Consider the following 12,500-nt stretch of genomic DNA (forward strand, 5'->3'; position numbering starts at 1 on the left):
GCGCCCGTTTTTATATGACCGCCGGTATCAGCGGACTTTACCCTCAGCCTGCATCAGCTCTTCCTTGCTGAAATCATCCACGTCGATCACCTTGCGCCGTGCCGCTTCGGCATCGCGCAGGGTTTGCGCTTCACCCGGTTGCAGCACGCCGGCGTGCAGCGCGGCATCGATGGCAGACTCACCGGCAGTCGGTTTGACCTGCCCGCTTTTAAGCGCGGTATGCAGTTTTTTCTGCAACGGATGGCTGGCGCCGAGCAAATCGTAGGCATGTTGCAGGGCGCCTACTGGATCTTCCGCCGCTTGCGGGCGGTAGCACCCGGCCAGCAGTTCTTCCAGGGTCGGGTCGCCCTTGGCCCGACCGATCACCGCCGCCACTTCGGCATCCAGCGCATCGGACGGCCCGGTATGCCGACGCCCGAACGGGAATACGATTACCCGCAGCAGGCAGCCGAGTACCTTGTTCGGGAAGTTGCTCAGCAGTTCATCCAGTGCGCGTTCCGATTCACCCAGGCTCTCTTCCATGGCCCAGGCAAACAGCGGCTCCAGATGGTCTGGCGAATCCAGGTCGTGATAACGCTTGAGCGCTGCGGACGCCAGGTACATATGGCTCAGTACATCACCCAGGCGGGCGGACAAGCGTTCGCGGCGCTTGAGCTCACCACCCAGCAGCATCATGCTCAGGTCGGCCAGCAGGGCAAATGCAGCCGCCTGGCGGTTCAGGGCACGGAAGTAGCCCTGGCTCAAACGGTTGCCGGGGGCTTTTTCGAAATGGCCGAAGCCCAGGTTCAGCACCAGGGTGCTGGCGGCGTTGCTCACGGCAAAACCGATGTGTTGCATCAGCAGGCCGTCGAACTCTTTCAACGCCTGGTCATGGTCTTCGCGACCGGCCAGGGCCATTTCCTTGAGCACGAAAGGATGGCAGCGAATTGCACCCTGGCCGAAGATCATCAGGTTGCGCGAGAGAATATTCGCGCCTTCCACGGTGATGAAGATCGGCGCACCTTGCCAGCTGCGGCCCAGGTAGTTGTTAGGGCCCATGATGATGCCCTTGCCACCGTGCACATCCATGGCGTGGCTGATGCACTCGCGGCCACGCTCGGTGAGGTGATATTTGAGGATCGCCGACAACACCGAGGGCTTCTCCCCCAGGTCAACGGCATTGGCGGTGAGCATACGCGCGCTGTCCATCAGCCAGGCATTGCCGCCGATGCGCGCCAGGGCTTCCTGGATACCTTCGAAGGCTGACAGTGGCACATTGAACTGCTCGCGCACCTGCGCGTATTGCCCGGTCACCAGGCTGGTGAACTTGGCGGCGCCGGTGCCGACGGCAGGCAGGGAGATCGAACGGCCGACCGACAGGCAGTTCATCAGCATCATCCAGCCTTTGCCGAGCATCTCCTGGCCACCGATCAGGTATTCCAGGGGAATGAACACGTCCTTGCCGGAGTTGGGGCCGTTCATGAAGGCGGCGCCAAGCGGCAGGTGACGACGGCCTATTTCTACGCCGGGCGTATCGGTTGGAATCAGCGCGAGGCTGATGCCCAGGTCTTCTTCTTCGCCCAGCAAGTGGTCCGGGTCGTGGGCCTTGAACGCCAGGCCGAGCAAGGTCGCGACCGGGCCGAGGGTGATGTAGCGTTTTTCCCAGTTCAGACGCAGGCCGAGGGTTTCCTTGCCTTGCCATTCGCCTTTGCAGATCACCCCGGTGTCGGGCATGGCGCCTGCATCGGAACCGGCCAGCGGGCCGGTGAGGGCAAAGCACGGGATGTCGTCGCCACGCGCCAGGCGCGGCAGGTAGTGGTTGCGTTGTTCTTCGGTGCCGTAGTGCAGCAGCAACTCGGCCGGGCCCAGGGAATTGGGGACCATCACGGTGGACGCAAGGTCACCGCTGCGGGTCGCAAGCTTCATCGCAACCTGAGAGTGCGCATAGGCAGAGAAGCCCTTGCCGCCATACTCCTTGGGAATGATCAGGGCGAAGAATCCGTGGGTCTTGATGTGCTCCCAGGCCGCTGGCGGCAGGTCCATGGCTTGACCGATCTCCCAGTCGCTGACCATGGCGCAGAGTTCTTCGGTGGGGCCGTCGATGAACGCCTGTTCTTCTTCGGTCAATTGAACCTTGGGGTAGGCCAGCAATTTATCCCAGTCGGGGCGCCCGCTGAACAGTTCGCCGTCCCACCAGACGGTGCCGGCATCGATCGCATCGCGTTCGGTCTCGGACATCGGTGGCAGTACTTTCTGAAACCAGCTGAACAGCGGCTTGGTGAAGTATTGGCGGCGCAGGTCAGGCAGCAGCAACGGCGCGGCCACCACGGCGATGAGCACCCAGAAGATCAGCAGCAGCCAGCCCGGCGCGTGGCTCCAGGCGCCCATCGCCAGCAGGTAGACGGCGACCACGCCCAGGGCGGGAAGGGGGGCAGTTCGGCGGTGTGCCAGGTAGGCAATGCCGACCACCAGCACCAGTATCCACAACAACAGCATATGCAATCCTCCGTGAAACCAGGGGCGAAACCACCAGGGAGCTTAGTCCGCATCCGAACAAGCCGGGTGATCAGGGTGTTACAAGTTGTACTGGGGATACCCATCAGCAGGCGCCGACATTTGGCGTAATCGTCGTTATCTCTGTGGCAGGCCTGTCGTTAAACTCCAGGCTCACTTCGGAGATCAAGCTTATGAATGCGTACTTGAGTCCCAGCCGCTTCATCGATAGTGACCACCCTGCGGTGGTGGAGTTCGCCGAAAAACATCGCGGAACCCGCACGGATTTAAGTGACCAGGCAGTCAGTCTTTATTACGCCGTACGTGAGGCGATTCGCTACAACCCCTACACCTTCAGCCGCGACCCCAATACATTGAATGCCAGCTTCGCCCTGGCTGCCGGCGAAAGTTATTGCGTGCCCAAGGCCACCTTGCTGGCCGCCTGCGCCCGTCACTGTGGCATCCCCGCGCGCATTGGCTTGGCAGACGTGCGCAACCACCTGTCCACACCGCGCCTGCTTGCCCTGCTCAAAAGTGACGTGTTCGCCATGCACGGTTATACCGAGCTGTACCTGAACGGTCGCTGGGTCAAAGCGACTCCGGCGTTCAATCAGCAACTGTGCGACGTGTTTGATGTGCCGCCACTGGAATTCGATGGCTTGCATGACAGTGTCTTCCACGCGTTCAATCGCCAGGGCCGTCGCTCAATGGAATATGTGGTGGATCACGGGCAATTTGCTGACGTCCCCGAGGCATTCTTTTTCGCGCATATCCGCCAGTGTTACCCGCACTTGTTTGCCGACAATGCGCCGACCCTGCTGGGCGATCTGCAGGGCGATTTAAGCCGTGGCTGATCCGGCGTATGCTGCTGCCTTCATCCAGCCAAGTTCATCCACAATAAGGCGCGGTCATGCTGAAAATCTGGGGTCGTAAAAATTCATCAAACGTCAGGAAAGCACTGTGGTGCGCCGAGGAGCTCGGCCTGGACTATGAGGCAATTGATGCGGGCGGGGCTTTTGGTGTGGTCGACACCCCGCAATACCGGGCGCTGAACCCCAATGGCCGGGTGCCGATGATCGAAGATGGCGATTTTGTGCTGTGGGAATCCAACACCATCGTGCGCTACCTGTGCGCCAAACAGGCATCGGACTTCTACCCCAGCGACCTGCAAGCCCGGGCCAATGCCGAAAAGTGGATGGACTGGACCACCTCCACGCTCGCCGACCCGTTCAAGGCGGTGTTCTGGGGGATCGTGCGCACCCCGGCTGACAGGCAAAACTGGGACAGTATCAATGCCGGGCGCCAAGCCTGTATCGACGCGCTCAAAACCGTCGACCAGGCCCTTGCCGAGCAACCCTACCTGTCCGGTCAGGCGTTCGGCATGGGTGATATCCCTCTGGGTTGCTTCATCTATGCCTGGTTCGAGATGCCCATCGAGCGGCCGGCCATGCCCCATCTGGAGGCCTGGTACCAGCGCCTGCAACAGCGCCCGGCGTATCGCAAAGCGGTGATGACCGCGTTGACTTAATACACACTATTAATACGGGTGACTGTACTTGTGCGGCATGGGCAAGCACCATGCCTGCATTGCATCGCCGGTTGAACTACCTGCGCTGCGCCCTCATCTATTCTTTCTATTCCCTTCTTTGGTGCGTATTCCGATATGAGTTCCGCTCTGTCCATCCGGCAGCTAACCAAAACCTACGGCAACGGTTTCCAGGCCCTGAGTGGTATCGATCTGGACGTCGCCGAAGGTGATTTCTTCGCCTTGCTCGGCCCCAACGGCGCCGGCAAATCCACCACCATCGGCATTCTCTCCACCCTGGTCAACAAGACCAGCGGCACGGTGAACATCTTCGGCCACGACCTGGACAAGTCCCCGGCGGCGCTCAAGCGCTCCATCGGTGTGGTGCCCCAGGAATTCAATTTCAACCAGTTCGAAAAGACCTTCGACATTGTCGTGACCCAGGCCGGCTATTACGGCATCCCGGCGAAAATCGCCAAGGAACGCGCCGAGCAGTACCTGACCCAACTGGGCCTGTGGGACAAGCGCGATGTGCCTTCGCGCTCGCTGTCCGGTGGCATGAAGCGGCGTCTGATGATCGCCCGTGCGCTGGTGCATGAGCCGCGCCTGCTGATCCTCGACGAACCCACTGCAGGTGTAGACATCGAACTGCGTCGCTCGATGTGGGCCTTCCTCACCGAGCTGAACGAGAAGGGCATCACCATCATCCTCACCACCCATTACCTGGAAGAGGCTGAGCAGTTGTGCCGCAACATCGGCATCATCGACCACGGCACCATTGTCGAGAACACCAGCATGCGCAACCTGCTGGGCCAGTTGCATGTGGAAACCTTCCTGCTCGACCTGAAGAACAATCTGTCGGTGGCGCCGCACCTGCTGGGTTACCCAAGCCGCCTGGTAGATAGCCACACCCTGGAGGTGCAGGTGGACAAAGCCATGGGCATCACCGCGCTGTTCACCCAGTTGGCGACTCAGAACATCGAAGTGTTGAGCCTGCGTAACAAAACCAATCGCCTTGAGGAGTTGTTTGTGTCCCTGGTGGAGAAAAATCTGGCGAAGGTGGCGGTATGAGTTCCGAACTGCAACCCAACCTTGTCGCGCTGCAAACTATCGTTTATCGCGAAGTGAAACGCTTTACCCGGATCTGGCCGCAGACCCTGCTGCCGCCGGCGATCACCATGGTTCTGTATTTCGTGATCTTCGGTAACCTGATTGGCCGGCAGATTGGCGACATGGGCGGTTTCACCTACATGGAGTACATCGTGCCGGGCCTGATCATGATGTCGGTGATCACCAACTCCTACGGCAACGTGGTCTCCAGTTTCTTCGGCAGCAAGTTTCAGCGTTCCATCGAAGAACTGATGGTCTCGCCGGTGTCACCGCACACCATCCTGATCGGCTATACGCTGGGCGGTGTGCTGCGTGGCCTGATGGTCGGGGTGATCGTGACGTTGCTGTCACTGTTCTTTACCCACCTGCAAGTGCATCACCTTGGGGTCACCATTCTGGTGGTGGTGCTCACGGCGACGATTTTCTCGCTGCTGGGCTTTATCAACGCCGTGTTCGCGCGCAACTTCGATGATATTTCGATCATCCCGACGTTCGTGCTGACGCCGCTGACCTACCTGGGCGGGGTGTTCTATTCCATTACCTTGCTGCCGCCGTTCTGGCAGACCGTGTCGCTGGCCAACCCGGTGCTGCATATGGTCAACGCCTTCCGCTACGGCATTCTGGGGGTTTCGGATATCAAGATCAGCGTAGCGATCACCTTTATGATCGTGGCGACCGTGGTGCTGTATATCGGTTGTGCGCGGCTGCTGGTGAGTGGGCGCGGGATGCGTACATAAGTACTGAGCTTAATGCAGTAAAAATGTGGGAGGGGCGGTGCGACGATTCGACTTGCTCCCACATTTGGTTTGTGTAGGTTTTTAGTTTTTCAGGGCCAGCTCTATCAGGGCATGCAGTTCTTCAACCGCCAAAGGCTGGGCCGAAAACAGAATACGAAACACCGTCGGCGCCGCGAGCAGGTTGATCAGCCGGTCCACGCTCGGTGGCGCTGATAGCGGATAGCGATCAACCATCACCTGTAACTGCCCGCTCAGGATGCTCACGCAATACCCCGGCGTCGGGCTGCTTTGCACGTCGCGCATCATATTGCGGCCTACGTCCGAACTCATCTCATCCAGGTATTGCTCGGCCCAGGCTTGCAGGTCGCCGCGCAGGCTACCGGTGTTGGCCGGTTCGGTATCGGGGCGCATACGTGCCAGGGCGACGTCGGCGAGCAGTACTGACAGGTCGCCCCAGCGCCGGTAAATGGTCGACGGCGTGACGCCGGCGCACGCCGCAATCATTGGCACGGTGACACCGGAACGCTCATGGGTTTCCAGCAATTGGCGCACCGCCCTGTGGACGGATTCTTGTACCCGGGCACTACGGCCCCCCGGGCGGAGGCCTTCTTTGATTGCCATGGCTAAAACCTTAACACAAAGAATTTGCTTTAAGCGCCAGCGAGTAGCACACTCCACAAAAGCAAAATATTAGCTTTAGCGGAGCGTGCCCATGATCAGCGTCATTTCACAGCGGTCCAGCCTGACGTTCCTCGTGATCACAGTGTTGACCTTTCTCGCCGCCTCCAGCGCGCCGACGCCGTTGTACCAGGTGTATCAGGACAACCTGCATTTTTCGGCCGCGATGCTGACGGCTATCTTTGGCGTCTATGCCCTAAGCCTGTTGGCGGCACTGCTGACGGTGGGCTCGCTTTCCGATTACCTGGGGCGCAAGCCGGTGATCTTTGCCGCGTTGCTGCTGAATATCGTGGCGATGCTGCTGTTTATCAACGCGGACAGTACGGCCTATCTGCTCGCTGCCCGTGCATTACAGGGTTTTGCGACCGGTACTGCCACAGCGGTGCTGAGTGCGACGCTGCTCGATACTGACCGGGTGCGCGGCCCGATGCTCAACAGCCTTGCGCCGATGCTGGGCATGGCCAGTGGCGGGCTGGGCAGCGGTCTGCTGGTGGAGTACGCGCCACGGCCGACGCAATTGATCTATCTCACTCTGCTGGGTTTGATGGTGCTGCAGGCCGTGTATGTCTGGCGGTTGTCCGAAACGGTCAGTCGTATACCGGGGGCCTTGAAGTCCCTGGCGCCCACCCTGCATGTGCCACCGCAAGCGCGCCGGGCCTTGTGGTTGGCGATGCCGTTGAATGTGGCGGTATGGGCGCTGGGTGGGTTCTTTTCTTCTTTGGCGCCTTCGCTGGTGCGGGTCGCCACCGGGTCGACCTCGCATTTGATCGGCGGGGGGCTGGTTGCGGTGGTCACGTTAAGTGGCGCGGTCATGATCTACAGCCTGCGCAACCGTGCGGCTGACAAGGTCATGCGCCTGTCGGCGGCCCTGCTGGCCGTCGGCATGGGGCTGTTGCTGGTTGCCGTGCAGACGGCCAGCCTGTGGTTGTTCTTTGTCGCCAGTGTGATCGCCGGCTTTGGTTTCGGCGGCGGCTTTATGGGCAGCGTGCGCAGTATCGTCGGGTTGGCGTTGCCCCATGAGCGCGCGGGGTTGATGTCGGCATTCTACGTACTGAGCTACCTGGCATTCTGCGTACCGGCGTTGGTGGCGGGCAATCTGAGCCGGGAGTTTGGCCTCGTCGTCACCACCGATGGCTACGCTGCGGTCCTCATCCTGTTGGCGTTGGGCGCTCTAGGCGGGCAGTTGTGGCAGGGCTCTGCGCGGAGCAGGGCAGCTGCGTAGGCAAGGCAAATATCTATAAAGTAGATAACAGTTAGAGATATTACCCGTTATATAGATATTCATTCAGGTTCTACCATGGCCTCAACCTCATGCGAGGAAGAGGATCAAATCATGACCTGTTCGACCACCCACTGTTTCAAACCTTTCAGCCACCTGACCCGTCTCCGGGAAGTGATTCGCCAGTTCACCCCGAACTGGTTTGCCGCCACCATGGGCACCGGGGTGCTGGCACTGGCCCTGGCTCAGTTGCCGGTCACTGTGCCAGGCTTGCACGCTGTCGCTGAAGGCCTGTGGATGTTCACCATCGGCCTGTTCGTGTTGTTCAGCGTGTTGTATGCCGCCCGTTGGGTGATGTTTTTCCACGAGGCGCGGCGCATTTTCGGGCACTCCACGGTTTCGATGTTCTTCGGCACCATCCCCATGGGGCTGGCGACCATTCTCAACGGATTGCTGTTGTTCGGCCTGCCACGTTGGGGCAGTGATGTCATCCCGTTGGCCGAAGCCCTGTGGTGGCTGGACGTGGTCATGGCCCTTGCCTGCGGCGTACTCATCCCGTTCATGATGTTCACACGCCAGGAGCACAGCATCGACCAGATGACCGCCGTCTGGCTGTTGCCCGTGGTGGCGGCCGAAGTGGCGGCGGCCAGCGGCGGCTTGCTCGCGCCGCACCTGGCCGATGCCCATTCGCAACTGGTGATGCTGGTGACCAGCTACGTACTGTGGGCGTTTTCCCTGCCGGTGGCGTTCAGCATCCTGACCATCCTGATGCTGCGCATGGCTTTGCATAAGTTGCCCCACGCCAATATGGCGGCGTCGAGCTGGTTGGCGCTGGGGCCGATTGGTACCGGTGCCTTGGGCATGTTGCTGTTGGGGGGCGATGCGCCGGCGATCTTCGCCGCCAATAGCCTGGAGAATGTTGGTGAAATGGCCCATGGCCTGGGCCTGATTGCAGGTATCACCCTATGGGGTTTTGGCCTGTGGTGGATGTTGATCGCCGTGCTGATCACCCTGCGTTACCTGCGCGCCGGAATCCCGTTCAACCTCGGCTGGTGGGGCTTTACTTTCCCGTTGGGGGTGTATGCCCTGGCCACGCTGAAACTGGCGAACGTGTTGCATTTGGGGTTCTTCAGCATCTTTGGCAGTGCGCTGGTGGTGGCGTTGGCGTTGATGTGGCTGATCGTGGCCAAGCGCACCGTGCAGGGGGCTTATAAAGGCGAGCTTTTTGTTTCGCCCTGCATTGCAGGACTAGCGAATAAGTAAGCAGGATTAGGTAAAGTCGTGGCCTGATAAATAAAGGCCACGCAGGAACACGGACGACGATGAGCCATCCTTCCCAATTCACCTTGCTGCGCACGCGGCGTTTCTTGCCGTTTTTCATCACCCAGTTGCTGGGCGCGTTCAACGACAACATCTTCAAGCAATCGCTGATCCTGGCCATCCTTTACAAGCTCAGCATCGAGGGCGACCGCTCCATTTGGGTCAACCTGTGCGCCTTGTTGTTTATCCTGCCGTTCTTCCTGTTCTCGGCGTTGGCCGGGCAGTTTGGCGAGAAATTCAACAAGGACGCGTTGATCCGTGCGATCAAGATCGGCGAGATCGTGATCATGGCCGTCGGCGCGGCGGGCTTTCTGACCAATCATCTTGAATTGATGCTGTTGGCGCTGTTTGCCATGGGCACCCACTCGGCGCTGTTCGGACCGGTCAAATACTCGATCATGCCCCAGGCATTGCACGACGATGAACTGGTCGGCGGTAACGGCCTGGTGGAAATGGGCACGTTCCTGGCGATCCTGGCCGGCACCATTGGCGCCGGGGTCATGATGTCTTCCATCCATTACGCGCCGGTGGTGGCGGTGGCGATTGTCGGCGTGGCGGTGCTGGGCTACCTCGCCAGCCGCAGCATCCCGCGCGCGGCGGCTTCGACGCCGCAACTGCGCCTGGACTGGAATATCTTCACCCAGTCCTGGGCGACGTTGCGCATGGGCCTGGGGCAGACGCCGGCGGTGTCGCGCTCCATTGTCGGCAACTCGTGGTTCTGGTTTGTCGGTGCGATCTATCTCACGCAAATCCCGGCGTACGCCAAGGAGTGGTTGTACGGCGATGAAACCGTGGTGACCCTGATCCTCACCGTGTTCTCCGTGGGCATCGCCCTGGGCTCGATGCTCTGCGAAAAGCTTTCCGGGCGTAAGGTGGAAATCGGCCTGGTGCCGTTCGGCTCGTTTGGCCTAACGGTGTTCGGCCTGCTCCTGTGGTGGCACTCCGGCGGCTTCCCGCAGAATGTCCAGGCCAACGATTGGCTCGCGGTGCTCAGCTACGGCCAGGCCTGGTGGGTGTTGTTCGATATCCTCGGCCTGGGCGTGTTCGGTGGCTTCTATATTGTACCGCTGTATGCGCTGATCCAATCGCGCACCGCCGAGAACGAACGGGCACGGGTCATCGCGGCCAACAACATTCTCAACGCATTGTTCATGGTGGTCTCGGCCATCGTTTCGATCCTGCTGTTGAGCGTGGCCAAGCTGTCGATCCCCGAGTTGTTCCTGGTGGTTTCGCTGCTCAATATTGCGGTCAACACCTACATCTTCAGGATCGTCCCCGAATTCACCATGCGCTTCATGATCTGGCTGCTCAGCCATTCCATGTACCGCGTGGAACATCGCAACCTGGAGGCCATTCCGGATGAAGGAGCGGCGTTGCTGGTGTGTAACCATGTGTCGTTTGTCGATGCGCTGTTGATCGGCGGCGCGGTGCGTCGGCCGATTCGCTTTGTCATGTACTACAAGATCTACCGTTTGCCGGTACTCAACTTTATCTTCCGCACCGCCGGGGCGATTCCGATTGCCGGGCGCCATGAGGATATGCAGATCTACGAACAGGCGTTCTCGCGGATCGCCCAGTATCTGAAGGAAGGTGAGTTGGTGTGCATCTTCCCGGAAGGCAAGCTGACGGCCGATGGCGAGATCAATGAATTTCGTGGTGGGGTGACGCGCATTCTGGAGGAGACACCGGTGCCGGTGATTCCGATGGCGTTGCAGGGGCTGTGGGGGAGTTTCTTCAGTCGCGATCCGCACAAGGGCTTCTTCCATCGGATCTGGTCGCGGGTGGTGTTGGTGGCGGGTGAGCCGATTGCTGTGGAGGCGGCAACGCCAGTGCAGTTGCAGGCAGTAGTGGGTGGTTTGCGGGGGAGTGTCAGGTAGTTTTCCGTTGTTTGTCAGGGCCTCATCGCAGGCAAGCCAGCTCCCACCTTTTGAATTGTGAATACAGTCAAATGTGGGAGCTGGCTTGCCTGCGATAGCGTAGTGGCTTAAGTGGAAATCTTGAGCCCGATGAGCCCGCAAATAATCAACGCCACACTCGCCAACCGAAACAACGCCATGGACTCCCCAAACAGGATGATCCCGGCAATCACGGTGCCCACGGCACCGACGCCGGTCCAGATCGCATAGGCGGTGCCCAGCGGCAGCTCTTTCATGGCCAGCCCCAGCAACCCAAGGCTGACGGCCATGGCGGCAATCGTCAGGGCGGTGGGCAGTGGCTTGCTGAAACCGTCGGTGTATTTCAAGCCGACGGCCCAGCCAACTTCAAACAACCCGGCAAAAAACAGAATGATCCAGGACATGATGACCTCGCTTCTACAAAGTGGGGTCGTCCCCTGGTTAGCGCCTGATAGCGTCGCGAGGTCGTCCTCGCGAAGCTTGCTAGAGTGCCGAAAACGGCTCAGGCGATCAAGCTTACGGGGCGGTTTCCAGGGCGCGACGGTCTTCCTTTTCGCTCATGCGGCGGAAATACGTCGACAGCAATGCGCCGGAAATATTGTGCCAGACACTGAACAACGCACTGGGAACCGCCGCCAGCGGCGAAAAGTGCGCACTGGCCAGCGCGGCACCCAGCCCGGAGTTTTGCATACCGACTTCCAGCGCCAACGACTTGCGTTGCGCCAGCGGCAACTTGAACAAGCGCCCGGTGAAGTAGCCCAGCAGGTAACCGAAGCTGTTGTGCAGCATCACCACCGCCATGATCAGCAGGCCCGATTCGGCAATCTTCGCCTGGCTCGCGGCAACCACGGCCGCGACGATGATCACAATACTGACCACCGACACGAGCGGCAGCACGTCCACCGCATGGCGAACCCGCTCGCCCAACACCCGTTGCGCCACCACGCCGAGCACGATCGGCAGCAGCACCACTTGCAGGATCGACCAGAACAGCTCCATGAACGATACCGGCAGCCAGGCCGAGGCCAGTAGCCAGATCAACGCTGGCGTGAGCAGTGGGGCGAGGAGGGTGGTGACGGCGGCAATCGCCACCGACAACGCCAGGTCGCCGCGGGCGAGCCAGGTCATCACGTTGGACGAGGTGCCGCTTGGGCAGCAGCCGACCAGGATCACGCCGACGGCAATTTCCGGCGGCAGGTGAAAGACCTGGCACAACAACCATGCCACGCCCGGCATGATCACAAAATGCGCGACCACGCCCAAGGCCACGCGCCATGGATGGCGAGCGACTTCGGCGAAGTCTTCAAGTTTCAAGGTCAGCCCCATGCCGAACATCACCAGGCCCAGCAGCGGGACGATGGCGCTTTTCAGGCCGATGAACCAGCTGGGTTCGAGGAAGGCGACAACGGCAAAGATCAACACCCAGTAGGCGAAGGTATTGCCGACGAAGCGGCTCAAGGCGGCGAGTGCACGCATGGGGATGTCCTTGTTATTAGAGTGTTGAATAGGGCGACGCGATCAAATGTGGGAGCAGGCAAGCCACA

At 60.2% G+C, this 12,500-nt stretch carries 11 protein-coding genes; 7 read left to right on the plus strand and 4 right to left on the minus strand.

The annotated features are described in order from the left end of the window. Positions 1 to 27: 27 nt before the first annotated feature. The gene (locus IH404_RS10500; RefSeq protein ID WP_005786682.1) at positions 28 to 2,475 is read right to left on the minus strand and encodes an acyl-CoA dehydrogenase; all 2,448 of its coding nucleotides are present in this window, start codon (positions 2,473 to 2,475) and stop codon (positions 28 to 30) included. A 191-nt stretch (positions 2,476 to 2,666) separates the two neighbouring features. Here IH404_RS10500 and IH404_RS10505 point away from each other — a divergent pair, with 191 nt between their 5' ends. From IH404_RS10505 to IH404_RS10520, 4 genes are all read left to right on the plus strand, one after another. Next, entirely contained in the window at positions 2,667 to 3,326 is a 660-nt protein-coding gene (locus IH404_RS10505) for a transglutaminase family protein (RefSeq protein WP_005786684.1), read from the plus strand. A gap of 56 nt (positions 3,327 to 3,382) precedes the next feature. Next, positions 3,383 to 4,000, plus strand: coding sequence for a glutathione S-transferase (locus tag IH404_RS10510; protein WP_005786686.1), 618 nt, complete (start codon positions 3,383 to 3,385; stop codon positions 3,998 to 4,000). Between the two features lie 135 nt (positions 4,001 to 4,135). Further along, a complete protein-coding gene (locus tag IH404_RS10515; RefSeq protein WP_005786687.1) occupies positions 4,136 to 5,068 on the plus strand; it encodes an ABC transporter ATP-binding protein in 933 nt (310 codons plus the stop codon). Further along, positions 5,065 to 5,844: an ABC transporter permease gene (locus tag IH404_RS10520; RefSeq protein WP_005786689.1), complete on the plus strand. Its 780-nt coding sequence runs from the start codon at positions 5,065 to 5,067 to the stop codon at positions 5,842 to 5,844. The genes IH404_RS10515 and IH404_RS10520 overlap by 4 nt, the downstream gene beginning before the upstream one ends. Positions 5,845 to 5,925: 81 nt before the next feature. Here IH404_RS10520 and IH404_RS10525 read toward each other — a convergent pair whose 3' ends face one another. Further along, entirely contained in the window at positions 5,926 to 6,465 is a 540-nt protein-coding gene (locus IH404_RS10525; protein ID WP_032877039.1) for a TetR/AcrR family transcriptional regulator, read from the minus strand. A 91-nt stretch (positions 6,466 to 6,556) separates the two neighbouring features. Between IH404_RS10525 and IH404_RS10530 the strand changes: the two genes are divergently transcribed. The 3 genes from IH404_RS10530 (at position 6,557) to IH404_RS10540 (ending at position 10,938) form a co-directional block, all read left to right on the plus strand. Continuing rightward, complete coding sequence (locus IH404_RS10530) at positions 6,557 to 7,744, plus strand: MFS transporter (RefSeq protein ID WP_194440383.1); 1,188 nt, start codon at positions 6,557 to 6,559, stop codon at positions 7,742 to 7,744. 111 nt (positions 7,745 to 7,855) lie between these two features. Next, complete coding sequence (locus tag IH404_RS10535; RefSeq protein WP_194440384.1) at positions 7,856 to 9,004, plus strand: TDT family transporter; 1,149 nt, start codon at positions 7,856 to 7,858, stop codon at positions 9,002 to 9,004. 59 nt (positions 9,005 to 9,063) lie between these two features. After that, positions 9,064 to 10,938 carry an MFS transporter gene (locus IH404_RS10540; RefSeq protein ID WP_194440385.1) on the plus strand — a complete coding sequence of 625 codons (1,875 nt, stop codon included), beginning with the start codon at positions 9,064 to 9,066 and terminating at the stop codon, positions 10,936 to 10,938. A 107-nt stretch (positions 10,939 to 11,045) separates the two neighbouring features. Here IH404_RS10540 and sugE read toward each other — a convergent pair whose 3' ends face one another. Further along, entirely contained in the window at positions 11,046 to 11,360 is a 315-nt protein-coding gene (gene sugE / locus IH404_RS10545; RefSeq protein ID WP_010211634.1) for a quaternary ammonium compound efflux SMR transporter SugE, read from the minus strand. Positions 11,361 to 11,472: 112 nt separating this feature from the next. Continuing rightward, complete coding sequence (locus IH404_RS10550; protein WP_005786701.1) at positions 11,473 to 12,432, minus strand: bile acid:sodium symporter family protein; 960 nt, start codon at positions 12,430 to 12,432, stop codon at positions 11,473 to 11,475. Positions 12,433 to 12,500 lie beyond the last annotated feature (68 nt).

The organism is Pseudomonas sp. OST1909 (genome assembly GCF_015277575.1).
Lineage (GTDB): Bacteria > Pseudomonadota > Gammaproteobacteria > Pseudomonadales > Pseudomonadaceae > Aquipseudomonas > Aquipseudomonas synxantha_A.